The 17,018-nt window shown below is 66.8% G+C and carries 18 protein-coding genes; 15 read left to right on the top strand and 3 right to left on the bottom strand.

Translation table 11 applies throughout. The features are described from left to right. The 3 genes from flaJ to NATOC_RS11110 all read left to right on the top strand — a co-directional run bounded on the left by flaJ (window position 1) and on the right by NATOC_RS11110 (window position 3,107). Complete coding sequence (gene flaJ / locus NATOC_RS11120) at window positions 1-1,767, top strand: archaellar assembly protein FlaJ (RefSeq protein WP_015321546.1); 1,767 nt, start codon at window positions 1-3, stop codon at window positions 1,765-1,767. Window positions 1,768-1,832: 65 nt separating this feature from the next. After that, window positions 1,833-2,261, top strand: a complete 429-nt coding sequence (locus tag NATOC_RS11115; protein ID WP_015321545.1) for a FlaD/FlaE family flagellar protein — start codon at window positions 1,833-1,835, stop codon at window positions 2,259-2,261. A 351-nt stretch (window positions 2,262-2,612) separates the two neighbouring features. Beyond that, window positions 2,613-3,107 carry a helix-turn-helix transcriptional regulator gene (locus tag NATOC_RS11110; protein ID WP_015321544.1) on the top strand — a complete coding sequence of 165 codons (495 nt, stop codon included), beginning with the start codon at window positions 2,613-2,615 and terminating at the stop codon, window positions 3,105-3,107. A gap of 7 nt (window positions 3,108-3,114) precedes the next feature. Here NATOC_RS11110 and NATOC_RS11105 read toward each other — a convergent pair whose 3' ends face one another. Continuing rightward, window positions 3,115-3,546, bottom strand: coding sequence for a DUF7112 family protein (locus NATOC_RS11105; RefSeq protein ID WP_015321543.1), 432 nt, complete (start codon window positions 3,544-3,546; stop codon window positions 3,115-3,117). 14 nt (window positions 3,547-3,560) lie between these two features. Continuing rightward, on the bottom strand, window positions 3,561-3,953 hold the full coding sequence (locus NATOC_RS11100) for a 30S ribosomal protein S6e (RefSeq protein ID WP_015321542.1): 393 nt from the start codon (window positions 3,951-3,953) through the stop codon (window positions 3,561-3,563). A gap of 106 nt (window positions 3,954-4,059) precedes the next feature. Here NATOC_RS11100 and NATOC_RS11095 point away from each other — a divergent pair, with 106 nt between their 5' ends. From NATOC_RS11095 to NATOC_RS11040, 12 genes are all read left to right on the top strand, one after another. Continuing rightward, window positions 4,060-4,338, top strand: coding sequence for a hypothetical protein (locus NATOC_RS11095; protein WP_049888919.1), 279 nt, complete (start codon window positions 4,060-4,062; stop codon window positions 4,336-4,338). Between the two features lie 50 nt (window positions 4,339-4,388). Further along, the gene (locus NATOC_RS11090; RefSeq protein WP_015321540.1) at window positions 4,389-5,102 is read left to right on the top strand and encodes a TetR/AcrR family transcriptional regulator; all 714 of its coding nucleotides are present in this window, start codon (window positions 4,389-4,391) and stop codon (window positions 5,100-5,102) included. Next, the gene (locus NATOC_RS11085; protein ID WP_015321539.1) at window positions 5,099-6,586 is read left to right on the top strand and encodes an MATE family efflux transporter; all 1,488 of its coding nucleotides are present in this window, start codon (window positions 5,099-5,101) and stop codon (window positions 6,584-6,586) included. Before NATOC_RS11090 ends, NATOC_RS11085 begins: the two co-directional genes overlap by 4 nt. Before the next feature lie 51 nt (window positions 6,587-6,637). After that, complete coding sequence (locus tag NATOC_RS11080) at window positions 6,638-6,988, top strand: TM2 domain protein (RefSeq protein ID WP_015321538.1); 351 nt, start codon at window positions 6,638-6,640, stop codon at window positions 6,986-6,988. A 77-nt stretch (window positions 6,989-7,065) separates the two neighbouring features. Beyond that, window positions 7,066-7,443 carry a hypothetical protein gene (locus NATOC_RS11075; protein WP_015321537.1) on the top strand — a complete coding sequence of 126 codons (378 nt, stop codon included), beginning with the start codon at window positions 7,066-7,068 and terminating at the stop codon, window positions 7,441-7,443. Window positions 7,444-7,490: 47 nt separating this feature from the next. After that, window positions 7,491-8,729, top strand: coding sequence for an MBL fold metallo-hydrolase (locus NATOC_RS11070; RefSeq protein WP_015321536.1), 1,239 nt, complete (start codon window positions 7,491-7,493; stop codon window positions 8,727-8,729). Window positions 8,730-8,808: 79 nt separating this feature from the next. After that, window positions 8,809-9,357: a flavodoxin domain-containing protein gene (locus NATOC_RS11065; protein ID WP_015321535.1), complete on the top strand. Its 549-nt coding sequence runs from the start codon at window positions 8,809-8,811 to the stop codon at window positions 9,355-9,357. Between the two features lie 82 nt (window positions 9,358-9,439). After that, entirely contained in the window at window positions 9,440-11,257 is a 1,818-nt protein-coding gene (locus tag NATOC_RS11060) for an asparagine synthase-related protein (protein WP_015321534.1), read from the top strand. 75 nt (window positions 11,258-11,332) lie between these two features. Continuing rightward, complete coding sequence (locus tag NATOC_RS11055; protein WP_015321533.1) at window positions 11,333-11,743, top strand: hypothetical protein; 411 nt, start codon at window positions 11,333-11,335, stop codon at window positions 11,741-11,743. Window positions 11,744-11,778: 35 nt separating this feature from the next. Further along, window positions 11,779-12,906, top strand: coding sequence for an N-methyl-L-tryptophan oxidase (gene solA, locus NATOC_RS11050; protein ID WP_015321532.1), 1,128 nt, complete (start codon window positions 11,779-11,781; stop codon window positions 12,904-12,906). Window positions 12,907-12,997: 91 nt separating this feature from the next. Beyond that, complete coding sequence (locus tag NATOC_RS11045) at window positions 12,998-14,434, top strand: amidase (protein WP_015321531.1); 1,437 nt, start codon at window positions 12,998-13,000, stop codon at window positions 14,432-14,434. Between the two features lie 247 nt (window positions 14,435-14,681). Continuing rightward, window positions 14,682-16,022, top strand: a complete 1,341-nt coding sequence (locus tag NATOC_RS11040; protein WP_049888918.1) for an IS200/IS605 family transposase — start codon at window positions 14,682-14,684, stop codon at window positions 16,020-16,022. A 52-nt stretch (window positions 16,023-16,074) separates the two neighbouring features. On the opposite strand, the gene NATOC_RS11035 is transcribed toward NATOC_RS11040, so the two are convergent. Next, entirely contained in the window at window positions 16,075-16,995 is a 921-nt protein-coding gene (locus NATOC_RS11035) for an LLM class oxidoreductase (RefSeq protein WP_015321529.1), read from the bottom strand. Window positions 16,996-17,018 lie beyond the last annotated feature (23 nt).

Here is a 17,018-nt window from a genome sequence, read left to right as displayed (position 1 = left end):
ATGTCCTCGGAGACTCACTCGTCGCCGGAGCTGGCCGCCCGATCGGCGCTTCGCGAGCTCGGGATGGCCTACGAGCGCATGGAGATGTCGACCGATCGGTATCTCCTCTTCGTTGTTGCTCCCGCTGTCGGGCTCTCGCTGGCGTTGCCGCTGCTGGCGATACTGGTGGGTCTCCCGCTACTGATCGCCGTTCCGCTGTTTCTGGTCGGCCTGCTCGCGGTCGCCGTCGCGGTGGGTTACCCGAAGCTACTGGAGGACCGCAAGCGAAAGCAGATCCGCCAGCGGTTCCACCTGTTTCTGACCCACATCACCGTGTTGTCGATGACGAACGTCAACCGGGTCGAGATCTTCCGTATCCTGGCCGAGGAGGAGGAGTACGACGCCCTGGCCGACGAGATGGGACATCTGGTCGCGATGGTCGACACCTGGAACATGAGCCTCGACGACGCCTGCCGGATGCGGGCCAAACAGACCGCGAGCCCGCTGCTGTCCGATTTCCTCGAACGGCTCGCCTACACGGTCGGCGGCGGCCAGCAGATCAGCGAGTTCCTGATCGACGAACAGGATACGATCATCCAGCAGTTCGTCACCCGGTACGAGGCCGACCTGTCGAAACTCGACGTGATGAAGGAGCTGTACATGTCGATGATGCTGTCGGTCGCGTTCGTTCTCGTGTTCGCGATCGTGTTGCCGATCCTGATCGGGGCGAACCCGACGCTGCTGATCGCCGGCACGATCGTCATGTTCCTGATCGTCCAGCTGGGGTTCGTCTACGCGATCCACCTGATCGCCCCCGCGGATCCGGTCTGGTATCTCGAGGACACCGCGGGCCCGGGGCCGACCAGCGGGATCCCGACCGCGCTGGCGATCGGCTGTGGCGGAAGTGCCCTGCTGGCGCTTGCGGTCGTCGTCGTCCTGTCCGGGCTCGTCCCGGTCCCGGACGTCGACGTCCCGCTGTCGATCCTGCTTGCGGTCCCGGTGACGCCGCTGTTGTACCCCGGCTGGAAGATGCGCCAGGAAGAACAGAAAGTGAAGACTCGCGACGGGGAGTTTCCCAGCTTCGTGCGAACGCTCGGGGCCGTCGAGAGTGTCAAACAGTCCTCGACCAGCAGCGTCCTCGCGAGTCTGCGACGGAAGGACTTCGGCGCGCTGACCGAGAACATCGACGCGCTCTACAAGCGCCTCAACATGCGGATCGACGGGATCCGATCCTGGCGGCTGTTCGCTGCCGAGACCGGGTCGTATCTCATCCAGAAGTTCGGCGACATGTACGTCGTCGGGCGAGGGATGGGTGGCGACCCGAAGCTGCTCGGCCAGATCATCAGCACGAACTACAACCAGGTGCTGAAGGTCCGCGACCAACGACGGCAGGCGACGATGACGCTCATCGGTGTGTTGTACGGCATCACCGCCGCGAGCGTCTTTGCCTTCTTCATCGGGCTCGAGGTCGTCGATATCATGATGGACATCACGGACGAGATGGATCTCGGCGACACGGCCGACGCGGGCAGCGACGTGGCGGGTGGGCCCGCGCCCGGCGACTTCACCGACGGCTTGCTTCACACCGAACAGTACAACATCGGCGCCATCGAGTACCTGCTGACGTTTACGATCCTGCTGAACGCGGCGCTGTCGGCGGTGATCATTCGGCTCACCGACCGCGGTCACCTCATCAGCGGACTGGTACACTTCGTCCTGTTGACCTGGCTCGGGGCGGTCGTCGCAGCCACGACCCAGTACGTCGTCGAGTTCGTCGTCACCGTCTGACGACTCACCGCTCGTAACGGAACGAACCTTCATGCTCAGTTAGATATATCGTTCGATAGATACCGATGGCAGACTCGACCCCATACCTCGAGACGCTCGACCCCTCAGCCGACCGAACGGACGCGACGATCCGGTGGATGCGGTTTCTCACCGATCGGTTCGGGACAACGGGCGCGCTGAACTGTCTGCGCTACTACGAGGACGTGGGCTGGATCGGCCCACGGGCCCGCGAGCGACTCGTCTCGTACGTCCGGGGGATGTCCCGGGAGCCGGGCGAGGCCGACGCGTCGCCGACGCTCGAGGAATCGGTCGACTCCCTCGAGGGAACGGTCTTTGCCGCCCACGCCAGAAGCCTCGCCTACATCGCCCGGATCGACGGCGAGAGTCTGGCGGACGAGGCGCTGGTCGGACGGATGGCCAACCAGCGGACCGACCGGCAACTCGACGCCGACGAGCGTCCCGACGGGCTCGTCGGCGTTGTCGACGACACGTAGCACCTACCGACGCCGCGACGGCCGGGAGCCGAACGGGACGGAGATCGTTCACGAGACATTATGGTTCAGCAGATACACTTTCGGCAGAACTGTCGAGAATAGCGATACCGTCGCGAATGAGCCCTCAGACGTCGATTATCCCACAGGCGGAAATCAATATACTATTCTTTGACTTTCACGAAACCTGGTATTTATTACGCTTCGATACGTGGTGAGAGTAGTCGATGGGTCACGAACCGCTCGATCGAAGCCGACGGAAACCCGCCGCTGTGGCGACCGAAGCCCGTCGTTCGACCGGCGCGCGCCGGTGAGATCGACGCCGACCCAGCTCCGACACCACGGTGACTGTCAATGAGTAAACACGACCCCTCCATCGCAGCCGCGTTCGACGACCGAACCGCCGCGAGCGCCCGTGCGTCCGGGCACGCTCCCGACACCGTCGACGCGGCGGCGACCGAACACGATCTCGACGAACTGCTCGATCAGGTACCCGACGCGCTCGCGACCGAGGACGTCGCGTTCGACGACTCGCTGGTCAAAGAAAACCTCGAGGAGCTGTTGCTCGTGCTTGTCTCGGCTCGCGGGTCGACCCACGGAAAGGAGCTGCTCGCGGATCTGGCCGACCTGTTCGACGCACAGCTCAGCCCGGGGACGGTGTATCCGTGTCTCCACGCCCTCGAGGATCGGGACGTCCTCGAGATGCACGCGAAGGTCAGGACCAAGGAGTACGCCGTCGTCGACGAGGAGTACGTCCAGGCGACCCTCGAGCGGACGATGCACCAGCATCTGGCCTTCGGGCTGTTGCTGGAACGGTTTCTCGCGGCGTCTTCGTCGCCCGAGCGGTAGCGACCGCTTACTCCAGATCGCTCGCGATGTCGCTCAGGCTGTCGTTTGGCGGCTCGCGGGCGTCGTAGAAGTTCGTCTCGCCGGGTTCGCGGAGTCCGTAGAGAAACTCGGATTCGACGACGTCGATCAGCACCGACCCGCCCGAACGGATGTCGTGGTCGTCGATCCACTCCGTGAGTCGGTCGGCTCCCTCGCCGGGGTTCCGGGCCAGCTCCGGCGTGTCGTAGACGCCGGGAACGGAGAGCTCCTCGCCCGTCAGTGCGCGTTCGATACGGGCGAACCGTTCGGTTCCGTCGAGGACGACCCGAACGACCTCGTCGGGCACGAACGCGTCGCGGTCCTCGGCCGGAATCTCGAGTTTGCTTCCCGTCGCGGTCTCGGTACGCGTCGAGCGAACGGTCCGCACTGACGGATGATCGCTCGAAACTCTATCTGCCATAAGAACGTGAGTCGTTACTCGTCGTCGCCGCCCAGCAGCTCGTCGATGTCGCTGCTCCCGGATTCGACCACGGAGGCGTTGATCTGTGCGACGGCGTCGGAGACCTCCCGTCCACGGACCGTGACGCGGCGTCGCTCGCCGTCCCGGGTGGGGTGGTAGCCGACCTGGCGGCCCTTCATCAGCACTTCCTCGAGATTCGGTCCGGCGACGTCGGGGCTGAGCGGTCGGCCGGCCTCGTCGGAGCCACCGGTGATCTCGAGAGTGTAGCCGTCGAGTCCGACGGCGGTGCCGTCGACTTCCTCGCCGATCGACTTGCCGATGAACCGGTTCGCGTCCTGATCGTCCGCTTCGAGCTGGTAGGTCGACCCGGAGTCCGGATCGCCAACGACGACTGTGAAACTTGCCATGCCCGGTGAAAAACGGCGGGTGCCCAAAAACACATCGAAACACGGTCTCGACGAGCCCCCGCCCGCGGCCGCCGACGTTTACCACCTCGAGTGCGTACTCCCCCGCGTGAGCATCGACCGCGACCGCCTCGAGGACCGCCTGCGTGAGCGCTTCGGCGGGACGAGCGGCGGCGCCCGCGTCGTCGCCCGCCAGGCCGTCGACCTTGCCGACGCCGGTCGCTACGAGGACGACACCGACATCCCGCTGACCGAGGACGTCGTCCTCGACGAGCTCGCGGACGCGCCCGACGGCGGGCCGCCCGAGCGCTGGAACTGGTGGATCGGATCGCTGGAGGTCGCCTTCGGGGGCTACGAACCGTTCGGCGTACGACGGTACCGTCCGTAGCGGCTTCGAACCGAAATACCCTTTATCGTCGCTGACTAACTAGTCAGTTAGTGACTGACCCTGACGTTCGTACCTCGATCATGCGCGCGGCCTACGAGGCGCTCTGTGAACACGGCTACACCGAGCTGACGGCCCAGGATATCGCCGACAGGACCGACAAGAGCAAGTCGCTGCTGTTCTACCACTACGACTCCAAGGAGGACCTGCTGGCGGACTTTCTCGAGTTCCTCTTCGAGCGGTTCGACGATCGGGTCGCCGAAACCCGGGATCTTCCCCCGGTCGAGCGACTGGCGACGTTCGTCGACTGGTTTCTCTACGGTCCCGGCGAGAACGATCGCCAGTCGTTCCACGTCGCGATGCTCGAGTTGCGCACGCAGGGGCCGTACAACGACCGGTTCCGCGAGAAGCTCCGCAAGAGCGACGACCAGCTTCGCGAGATCCTCGAGGAGATCCTCCGAGACGGGCTCGAGGCCGGCGAGTTCCGGGACCACGACCCCGAGACGACCGCGGCGGTGCTGATCGCGGCCTTCGACGGCGCGCGGATCCGCCAGCTGACGATCGGGCGGGACGCCTATCTGGAGGAGGTCCGTGAGGGAACCGCGACGTGGGTGTTCGACGACCTGCTCGCCGAGGACGCGTCGTTCCCGGCCGATCGCGACCCGCGGACTCTCCCCGAGAACGACCACCAGCATCGGCTCGCCGCCGACCTGGGAGCCGACACGAGAGAGGCGGACGACGAGACGGCCGAGCGTGATCGGGAGTGAGCGAGTCGCGGACGGGAACGGATCGTTCGGTAAACGTCATCGACGGCGGCCTGTTCAAGCCGCTGCTCGTTCTTTCGGCACCGATCGTCGCCAGTCAGCTCCTGCAGGTCGGGTATAACCTCGCTGACACCTACTGGGTCGGGCGGCTCGGCGGCGACGCCGTCGCCGCGCTGTCGTACTCGTGGGCGATCGTCTTCCTGATGGTCAGCGTCGGTGGCGGCCTGACCGTCGCGGGGACGGTGCTGATCTCCCAGCACAAGGGTGCGGGCAACTTCACTCGGTCCTCCCACGTCGCCGGACAGACGCTGTCGTTCGTCACGATCGTCGGCGTCGCCTTCGGCGCGCTCGGCTATCTGCTCTCGCCGTGGCTGATCCGACTGGTCGGCGCCGAACCCGGCAGCGACGCCTTCGCCTACGCCGTCACCTACACGCGGATCGTCTTCGTCGGCGTCGCGTTCATGTTCTGGTTTTTCATCTTCGACGCGCTCTCGCGGGGGTGGGGCGACACCCGAACCCCGCTGTACCTGATGGTGATCAGCGTCGCCATCAACGTCGTCATCGATCCGTTTCTCATCCTCGGGTTCGCCGACAACCCGATGTTCGCCTGGGTCGGCCTGACGGGTCTCGAGGCGACGCTCTACGAGGCCACCGGGTTCGAGGGGTACGGCGTCGCCGGCGCCGCCGTCGCGACCGTGTTCTCCCGGGGGATCGCGGCGGTCGTCGGCCTGTACCTGCTCTTTTCGGGCCGGGTCGGGCTGAAGCCGTCGCTGTCCGACCTCCGCCTCGAGAGCGAGACCGTCCGAAAGGTCCTCGAGATCGGCGGACCGATCGCGACCGAGCAGGGGTTTCGAGCCTTCGGGATCACCGTTCTGACGGCGCTGATCGCGATCGCCGGCACCGAGGCCGTCGCGGCCTACGGGATCGTCAACCGCCTCTCGTCGCTGATGTTCCTGCCCGCGCTCGGGCTCGCTCGCGGGACCGAAACCGTCGTCGGCCAGAACCTGGGCGCTGGCCAGGTCGACCGGGCCAAGAAGGCGGTCACGCTCAGCACGGCGCTCGTTCTCTCGATCTTTGCCGTCGTGATCGGCGTCGCCTACCAGTTCGCCCAACCGATCACGGCGATCTTCATCGAGGGCGAGGAGTCCGCACAGGTGATCGCCTACGGCGCCGCCTACGTCACTATCGTCGGTCCCTCCTACCTCTTCCTCGGCGCCTTCCAGATCATGCTCGGCGGGATCCGGGGCAGTGGCTCGACCCGCGCCGCGATGCTCCTTTCGATCCAGGAGCTGTGGCTCTACCGCATCCCGATCGCCGCCGTCGCCATCGTCGTCCTCGAGATGGGCGTCATCGGCGTCTGGTACGCCGTCGCGATCTCGTACGTCGTTTCGGCACTCGTCACGGCCGCGTGGTTCCTGCGAGGAACCTGGACCGACAGCGTCGTCGCCGACGAGGCGCCGACCCCGGACCCGAGTCCTGGCGACTGATCTCCGTGCGAAAGGAAAACAGGGATTGGTCTCCGTACCGAACCGGTACCTATGACCGGGCTTAGCCGACCGATCTGGCCGGCGTATCTCCTGACGGTCCTCGTCGCCGGGCTCGGCCACTGGTATCTCGGCCGGTGGAAACGGGGCGCGATCTGGTTCGTGCTCTACGTCCTCGCGCTTGGCTTTCTGAGCGCGCGGTCCGTCTCGGGCGCGCTCGATCTCGGCGACCCGTTCGTCGTCACTGCCCTCCAGGTCGAGTCGGTTAGCTACACCGACATCGCGGTCCCGCTCGCGATCCTGATCGTCTGTCTGGTCGACGTCTACCTCATCGGGCTCCTGCGCCGGACCGCGTCCCCGAGTGAGACACCCCCCGGTGAGGCGCGCTCGAACGGACCGTCCTGAGCCTGCCCGCCACGCGACGTCCCGTTCGTCGCCACGCGAGCGTAACCAGTATTACCCCTCCCGGAGTCGTTTCGTTCATGGCAACTGACGAAACGGGACTGTTCAGTGGCGGGATCGCGATCGGCGCCGTCCTCGTCGTGCTCGGTATCGCCGCGTACGTCGGGACCGGGTTCGCGAGTATCACGGCGCTCATCCCGGCGATCTTCGGCGTCGCTCTCGTCGTCCTCGGCTGGATCGGTCGCTCAACGGGTCGTCGACGAGCGGTCGCGTACGGCTACGGACTGCTGGGACTTGTCGGCGTTGCGGGCAGCACCCGAGGACTCACCGACGTCTGGACGCTCGCGACCGGTGGCTCCGTCGACAGCCCGATCGCGGCCGGCTCCCAGGCCGTCATGGTCGTACTGTGTATCGGATTGCTCTTTCTCGTCGGTCGGTCGCTCGGCGACGACCGCTGAGCTGGCGGATCGACGGAGGCAAGCGAGTCGAGTGAGAACGCCCCTGCATGGACGTTCGGTTGCTGGGCGGGGCTCGCGAGATCGGCCGGAGCGCGGTTCTCGTCGACGACTCCCTGCTGATCGATTTCGGGATGGACTCGGGGAACCCGCCGTCGTTTCCGATCGAGGACGTCGACCCCGACGCCGTCGTCGTCAGCCACGGCCACCTCGATCACGTCGGCTCGATCCCGACGCTGCTGTCGGGGGAGGCCCGCCCGCCGATCCACTGGACGTCGCCGACCTCCGAGCTCGCGATGGTGCTCGCGCGGGATACGCTCGAGCTCCACGGCGGGACGTACAACTGCCCGTTCACCGAGACCGAACTCGCCCGCCTCACGCAGGTGTCGGAGACCCACGGCTACGGCGACCCCTTCGAGGCCGCAGGCTACGAGATCACGTTCTTCGACGCGGGTCACGTCCCCGGTAGCGCCCACGTGTTGGTCTCGGACGGCGACACGCGGCTGCTGTACACTGGCGACTTCCACACCGAGGACCAGCAGCTCCTCTCGGGGACGACCGCCCGACCCCCGGCCGACGCCGTGATCTGCGAGAGCACCTACGCCGACGTCACCCGCCCGCCACGCGCGGAGATCGAGCAGGCGTTCGTCGACAGCCTCGAGCGAACCCTCTGGGAGGGCGGCACCGTCGTCGTCCCCGCGTTCGCGATCGGGCGCACCCAGGAGATGCTCTGTCTCTGCGAGCAACACGATCTCGAGTGTTACGTCGACGGGATGGGGAAACGGGTGACGGAGCTGTTCCTCCGCGAGCCCAACCGGGAGTTCCTGCGCGATCCCGACCTGCTCCGGCGGGCGAAGGGCAACGCCCGCTTCGTCGACGGCCGGGACGGCCAGCGGAAACGCATCGCCGAGCAGAACACGGTGATCGTCACGACGAGCGGAATGCTCCACGGCGGCCCCGCGATGACCTACGTTCCCGCCGTCCGCTCGCACCCGACCAACAAGATCGCCCTGACGGGTCACCAGGTCGAGGGGACGCCCGGCCGCGAGCTCTACGAGACCGGCAGCGCGGTCATCGACGGCCGCTCGATGCGGGTCAGCGCGCAGGTCGAGCAGTACGATTTCTCGGCCCACGCGGATCGAGAGGGACTGCTCGCCTTCCTCGAGGAGTACGCGGACGCACACGTGTTGGTCAATCACGGCGACCGCTGCGAGGAGTTCGCTGCGGACCTCCGCGAGGACGGGTTCGACGCCGCGGCTCCCGCGCTGGGGGATCGGCTCGCGCTCTGAGCGAACCGCAGCTGGGGCTTGATGGGGATCGGTGTGGAAGGGCGCGTATGCGCGTTCACACAGTCCGGGGTGGCCACTGATGGCGACGGTGCTACTCTGCTACGGAACGACCGAGGGCCAGACGGCGACCGTCGCCGAGCGCATTGGCGACGTCCTCGAGGCCGAGGGCCACGATCCGACGCTGGTCCACCTCGCTCACCCACCCGACGTCCTCGAGCCTGACGCCTACGACGGGATCGTCGTCGGCGCCTCGATCCACCTCGGCAGCCACCAGTCCTCCGTCGAGACGTTCGTCCGGGAGCACCTCGAGACGCTGAACCGGCGTCCCTCGGCCTTTCTCTCGGTCAGTCTCACGGCGGCTCACGACGATCCGGAGGAGCGTGCGCCCGCGACGGAGCTGCTCGAAGCGTTCCTCGAGGAGACGGGATGGGATCCTGACGGCACGCTCGCCGTCGCGGGGGCGCTCAAGTACAGCGAGTACGGCCTGCTCAAGCGGTTCGTGATGCGCCGAATCGCCGGGCGATCCGGCGGGGACACCGACACCGCGCGGGACTACGAGTACACCGACTGGGAGGCCGTCGAGTCGTTCGCCCGGGAGTTCGCCACGCTGCTCCGAAGCGACAGCTGACGGACGTCTGCAGGCGCAAGCACCGCAAGTTGGATAGATAGGCCGAAGCCACTTTCCCGGTGTTTCCCCAGAGACGGGTACGATGGTCGGGGTCTGTGGCGCGTTCGGGGAGCACCGTCCGGAGATCGATCCGCTGCTGGACTGGATCGATCGCGGAAGCGTCGGCGAGATCGCACGCACCGACGAAGCGGGACTGACCTGCGTCGCCGCGACCCACGAGCCGTCACCGCAGCCGATCTCCGTTCCGGAACGGGGGGCGACGCTGGTCGTGATCGGCACCGTCTACGGCCGTCGGCGGAACGGCTCCTGGGAGCGACGGCCGATCGGCGTCTCGACGCCGGCTTACTGCGCCCGCGCCTACGCCGCCGACGGGCTCGGGGCGCTGACCGAACTGAACGGCGAGTTCGTCGCGTGCGTCCTCGAACGGGAGGAACGAACGCTACGACTCGTGACGGATCTGCTCGGCAGTCGACCGGTCTACTACCACTCGAACACGGATCGCCTCCGCTTTTCGTCGTCCGTGCAGTCGCTGGTCGGCCATCCCGACGTTCCGGCCGCGTTCGATCCCGCGTCCCTCGTTGAGTACCTCGCTCACAAGACCGTCCGTGGGATCGAGACCCCCTTCGAGGACGTCGCCCAGCTCCCGCCCGCGTCGATCGTGACCGTCAACGCCGCGAGCCCGGACCGAATCGAGTGCGAGCGGTACTGGTATCCGACCCCACAGCCGAGAGACCGACCGATCGACCGCTTCGTCGATCGATTCGTCGACCGGTTCACCGACGCGATCGGCGATCGGATTCGGGCCGACCGTCGACACGGGCTGTTGCTTTCCGGGGGGAGCGACTCGCGACTGCTCGCGGCCGTCCTCGAGCCCGATCGGGCGTACGGCTTCGCGGCCGGCTCGGCCGGCGAGTCGACCGTCGCGGCGCGGGTCGCCGACGCCATCGGCGTTCACTTCACCCGGTTCGAGCTGGGGCCGGACCGAACGCCCGCGCTCCTCGAGGGGTACGCCCGCCACGGCAACGGTATCGGCTGGTTCAACGAGGCTCGAACCCTCGCGGTCGCCGACGAGCTCCGGGCGGACGTCGACGCGCTCGTCTCGGGGCTGTACGCCGACGTCTTCTTCAAGGGGTGGACGCTGTCCCGACGCCGCGTCCCCACGCCGTTCGGCGAGCTCTCGCTGCCGATCGAGCGTCAGATCGACGACCTCCACCGGTATATGGAGAGCCGCGCGGCCGAGACGCCGTCGTACGTCGATACCGACGAGATTCCCGACGCTCGACGGGTGCTGAAACGATCCCTGGAGACGACCGCTGACGGCGTCCGTGACCACGGAATCGACCACCCGTCGGTGGCGGCGCTCGATCGAACCGGGTTCTGGTACCCGCTGACCAACGAGACGTCCTTCGACCGCTACGGCGACGCGCAGGTGCTTCCGACGGTCTATCCGTTCCTCGATCGGCGACTGATCGAGCTCTCGCTTGAGCTGCCCCGGTCCGACGCCGTCCGGCACAACGTCGTCAACCGGGCGGTGTCGCGGCTCGCGCCCGACCTCGCCGCGATCCCGCACAACGAGAGCGGTGTCTCGCTCGACCGGGCAGAGACGGTTCACTGGCTCGCACGGATCTACCGCGACCGTCTCGAGGACTCGTCGGGCGGAGCGAACGCCGAGACGCTGCGCGAGGGCTGGCTGCCGACGTTCCTCGAGGATCGCGAGGCGACGATCCGGGCTCTGCCCGGGATCGACTACGAGGCGGTCCGGCGACGCTGTCGGGACCACCGCCGCGGCGAGAATCACACGGGAGAGCTCTCGGCGCTCGTGAGTCTGCTGGCGATGCCCGCGACGCGGACGGCCGTCGAGTCCGAGGACGCGACGATCGAGCCGGACCCGGGTCGGTAGCACCTGGCGCGCGAAACCGGCACCCGTTGCCGTTCCTGAAACGACTTTTCCGCTCGTTGCCGTCGGAACGACGGCATGACTTCCGACGCCGATTCCGATCCGGACGAGCTCGAGCTGAGCGACCGCGAGGAAGCCGCCCTGCACGACCTCCAGCTCGGTATCGAATACGTCCATCGGGCGTACGGCGATCTCCTCCGATTTCACCACGAACTGGGCCACGCGATGGACCGCCTCAGTGACGCCGAAGACGCCCTGCGCGAGGCCGGCCACGAGGAGCGGGCCGACCGACTGCGCGACGAGCACCTGCCCGCGGGCGCGATCAGCGACCGCTGGACCTACGAACTCGTCGAGGAGTTCTCGACGGACTTCCTCGAGGACGTCGACGCCTTCGAGGACGAGGTCCGCGACGAGCTGGCCGACGGGGTCGGGCACGTCACCGAACGCCGACAGCAGCGGCGGATCCGCGAGCGCGCCCGCCGAGACTGACAACTGTTTTCGAACCCCTCCCCGTAGACGGCCTCATGAGCGAACGGTACGACGTGATCGTTCTCGGGGTCGGCGGAGTTGGTAGCGCCGCGACCGCTCACCTCGCGGCTCGCGGCGCCGACGTACTGGGTCTCGAACGCTACGACGTTCCCCATGGCCGGGGCTCCTCGCACGGCCGCTCCAGGATATTTCGGCTCGCCTACGCCGAGGACCCGGCCTACGTCCCGCTCGCGAAACGCGCCGCCGAGCTGTGGGCCGACCTCGAGGACGAGAGCGGTCGTCAGCTGTTTCACCGCACGGGGTCGGTCGACGCCGGACCTGCGGACGGCGACGTCGTGGCGGGGTCGCGACGGGCCTGCGAGGAACACGGGCTCGCCTACGAGGCGCTCTCGAGCGCCGAGCTGACCGACCGCTACCCCGGCTACCGGCTCCCGGAGGGGTACGAGGCGATCTACCAGCCCGACGGAGGGTTCCTCGAGCCCGAGGCCTGTACCGTCGCCCACGTCGAGCGCGCCCACCGCGAGGGGGCGACGATCCGCGCCCGCGAGCGGGTCGTCGACTGGCGGCCGACCGACGACGGCGTCCGCGTCGAGACCGACCACGACGGCTACGAGGCCGACCGGCTCGTCGTCACCGCGGGCGCCTGGACCGGACGGTTCGTCGACGTCCTCGAGCCGGCCCTGGTCCCCGAGCGACAGGTGCTGGCGTGGTTCCAGCCGACCGAACCCGAACGGTTCGAGCGCGAGCGATTTCCCGTCTGGAACGTCGAGGTTCCGGAGGGGCGCTACTACGGGTTCCCAGTCCACGACGTTCCGGGGTTCAAGCTCGGACGGTACAATCACCGCGAGGAGGCCGTCGATCCCGACGCCTTCGAGCGCGAGCCGACCCAGACCGACGAGCGGCTCCTCCGGGAGTTCGCCGAGCGGTACTTCCCCGACGGCGCGGGGCCGACGATGGGACTGCGGACCTGCCTCTTTACCAACACCCCCGACGACGACTTCGTTCTCGATACGCTCTCCGAGGACCCGCGGGTCGTCGTCGGCGCCGGGTTCTCCGGCCACGGCTTCAAGTTCGCCAGCGTCCTCGGCGAGATCCTCGCCGACCTCGCGCTTGAGGACGGAACCGACCAGCCGATCGAGCCGTTCGCGATCGACAGGTTCTGACAGCACGGCGGGCGGGACCGTCGCAGCCGTCGACGGCGCGGTTGCAGTCGCCGGACCCACGTTTATCCTATCGGCTCGCGTGACGGTGTCCATGAGCGGAGCGAGCACGCGACTGTCCGCGGCCGGGATCGCGAGACGCGTCAGGGACGGCGAGCTCTCTCCCGTCGCGGTCGTCGAGGACCACATCGAGCGCATCCGCAAGCGAAACGGGCGGACGAACGCGTTCGTCACCGTCGCCGAGGAATCGGCACGCGAAGCGGCCCGCGAGGCCGAGCGCGCGATCGAGGACGGCGAGCCCCTGGGGCCGCTCCACGGCGTTCCCGTCGCTGTCAAGGACATCGACGGCGTCGCGGGCGTCGAAACGACGTACGGATCGCTGCTGTTCGAAGATCGGCCCGCCGATGCCGACGCGGCGTACGTCGACCGTCTGAAGGCCGCAGGTGCGATCGTCGTGGGCAAGACCAACACCCCCGAGTTCGGCGTCGGGACGACGACAACCAACCGCGTCGCGGGTCCGACGAGCACGCCGTTTGATCTCGAGCGCACCGCCGGCGGCTCCTCGGGCGGGGCCGGGGCGGCGCTGGCCGACTGCCTCGTCCCGCTCGCGCCGGGGTCAGACACCGGCGGCTCGATTCGCATCCCGGCCAGTGCCTGTGGCGCCTACGGACACAAACCCACGTACGGGCTGGTGCCGAACGTCGATCGTCCCAACGCCTTCGCGAGCCACACACCGTTCTACCACGTCGGCCCGATGACCCGCACCGTCGAGGACGCCGCGCGCTCGCTTTCGGCGATGGCCGGCCCCCACCGCGACGACCCGCACTCCGTGCCCGCGACCGACGACTACCTCGCGGCCGTCGACCGACCGATCGACGACCTGCGGATCGCCTACAGCCCGGACCTGGGTGTCTACCCGCTCGAGCCCGCGGTCCGGGAGACGATCGACGACGCCGTCCGCGCCCTCGAGCGAGCCGGCGCGACGGTCGAGGAGGTCGACCCTGACCTGGGTCACGACCGCGAGGAGATCCTCGACGCGTTTTACGCGATGGCGACCGTTCGGTGGCAGGCGATGCTCGACGATCTCGAGGCGGTCGGGTACGATCCGCGTGGCGAGGATCGCGATCGACTGCACGACGCGTTCGTCGAGACGGTCGTGGACGCGACGTCGCCGACCGTCCGGAAACTCACGCAAGCCGACGTCGTCCGCTCGCGGATCTTCGACGGCCTGCAGGACTGCTTCGAGGAGTACGACCTGATCGCGTCGGCGACGCTCGCCACGACCCCGTTTCCCCACGGCGAGCCACCGGCGACGATCGACGGCGCCGACGTCAGTCCGCGACGGGGCTGGGTGCTCACCCAGCCGTACAACCTCACCGGTCACCCCGCAGCCTCGGTCCCCGCAGGGTTCGTCGACGGGCTCCCCGTCGGGCTCCAGCTCGCCGGGGCGCGGTTCGGCGACGCCGACGTCCTCGCGGCCAGCGCCGCCCTCGAGCGACGGCGGCCGTGGCGCGATCGGTATCCGGCGTGAGCGTCCGCGACAGAGACGGCGACCTACCTTTGATAGCGAGAGAGTCCCGCCCTTCCTGTGAGTAACGAGTGTTCCGACATTCGTTGTCGGAACCGAGGAGCGAACAGGAAGGGCGTGAATCGCATCAGTTTCGGTGGCAAACCACTACCAGACTGCCAGGCCTGGGTCTCCACCAGTCGGTATCAGGTTCACTTTCACTCCGGATGGCTGGCCTTCAACACGAGTCAGTTCAAACATCAAAATGGGAATGAAGCGTACCAACATGTTCACCGTGCGACCGCTCTCCGATAGCGGAGAGCAGCTGCTCCGGGACCTGTTGGACGCTTCTGCCGCTCTCTGGAACCAAACCAACTACGAACGCCTCATGCGGTACAACGACGAGGACGGGTATGGCGGCGAGGACGTATGGGACGCCGATACAGGCCAACTTGAAGGCAGGTACAAAGGCGTTCTCGGTGCGTCTACCGCCCAACAGGTGATTCGGAAGAACTCAGAAGCGTGGCGAGGCTTCTTCCGACTCAAAGAGCAGTACTACGATGATTCGGATACGTCGGTCACTGAACACCCCGAGCCGCCGGGCTTCCGTGGCAACGAAGACGACGGGCGGCAACTCAAGACCGTCATTCGCAACACCTCGTACACCGTCGAGTGGGGCGACCGTTCCCGGCTTGAGATACTGGTCGGAAGTGAATTGAAAGACAGATACGACCACACCGGGCGTCTCCGGCTGGAAATCGCTGGTGACCCGAACTGGCCTGACTACGAGAAACAGGGTCGGTTGGACTTGTGGTACGACGAGATTGACGACACGTTCAGAGCTTCGCAACCCGTGACTGTTTCTGACGATGCATGGGACACTCCACTGGCTTCCGAAAAAGCCGCTCTGGACATCGGTGCGAACAATCTCGTCGCCTGTACCACCACGACCGGTCAGCAATATCTGTATGAGGGCCGCGACCTGTTCCAGCGATTCCGCGACACTACACGCCACATTGCCGAGTTGCAGTCGAAACTCGGAGATGGCCGATACAGTAGCGAACGTATTCGGCGACGGTATCGGAAACGGACCCGTCGCCGCGACCACGCACAAGAGGCGTTGTGTCGTGATCTGCTAGACCGACTGTACGCCGAAGGCGTTGATACCGTGTATATCGGCAGGTTAACCGACGTGCTGGAGACACACTGGTCGGTTGAAACCAACGCCAAGACACACAACTTCTGGGCGTTCAGGCAGTTTACCGAACGACTGGCGTGTACAGCCGAGGAATATGGAATCTCGGTTGAGGTTCGGTCGGAAGCATGGACCAGTCAAGAATGCCCGCAGTGTGGGTCCACAGACCGAACGACGCGCCACCAGGACACACTCATCTGTCCGTGTGGGTTCGAGGGCCACGCCGACCTCACGGCGTCAGAGACGTTTTTGGAGCGGCAGACAGATCAAGCAGTCAGGCCGATGGCACGGCCCGTGCGGTTCGAGTGGGACGACCATGACTGGTCGGAGTTACCACGCTCTCATCGTCCCAAAAATCAGCGCACAGACCCGAGTACCGTCCACTTCGACGGGAATGTTGCCTCTAGAGGCTCTTAGACCGACTGAAACTCCCACGGAGGAAACCCCGGCGTTCACGCCAGGGAGGATGTCATAGCTCGTCGAGGATCTCGTCTGCGAACCGCTCGAACGCCCGCTCGCGGTCCTCGTTTTGCAGCCCGATAATCGCGTGATCGAGGCCGTACTCCTCGAGCCGGCGGAAGTAGTCGCGGTACCACTCGACGCCGGCCCGGTAGCCCAGATGCAGGGGTTCGGGCTCGGCGGTCGGGTCCTCGGCGAGCTCGACCCGGACCGCGATCGCGAACGGTTTGTCGCCTGCGGTTTCGCACCACTGTGCGATGTAACTCTCCAGGGTCGACTCCGGCAGATGATAGAACAGCCAGCCGTCGCCGTGCTCGGCGATCCACTCGTCTGCCTGCCGGGAGTTTCCGGTCGGCAGCAGGGGGATCGTCCCCGCGACTGGTTTCGGGACGACGTCGAGCTCGCCATCGAGGCGACCCCACCGGCCCTCGAGGGTGGGATAGTCCTCTGTCCAGACGGTTCGGAGGGTGTCGACGTCCTCGCGGAACAGTTCGCCTCGACTCCCGCGGTCGATCCCGAAGGCCGAGTACTCCGGATCCCGGTCCCCGGAGGCGACCCCCATCACGAGCCGACCGTCCGAGAGGCGATCGACCGTCGCGGCCGACTTCGCGACGTGCAGCGGGTGGCGAAGCGGGAGGACGACGCTCGAGGTACCCAGCGCGATTTCGTCGGTGTGGGCCGCGACGTGGGAGAGCCACGGCCAGGTGTCGAACGTCTGGCCCGCGTCGCCGAACTTCGGCCAGAACGTGGGGACGTCCCGTGCCCAGAGGCCGTCGAATCCCAGCTCCTCAGCGAGGGTCGCGAGTTCGATTTCGGTCGTGGGATCGGGCGTCGACCGGTTCGTTCCGGTCAGGGGAAAGCCCGCGCCGAAGGTCAATCCCTCGCGGTCGAACAGCCGTCGGTAACCCGCGTTCGCGTGATCGGAGGGCATTCGCTCGAGCTACCGGTCGCGCG

The organism is Natronococcus occultus SP4, from assembly GCF_000328685.1.
Taxonomy (GTDB): Archaea; Halobacteriota; Halobacteria; order Halobacteriales; family Natrialbaceae; genus Natronococcus; species Natronococcus occultus.
This window is presented reverse-complemented; position numbering and strand designations above follow the sequence as displayed.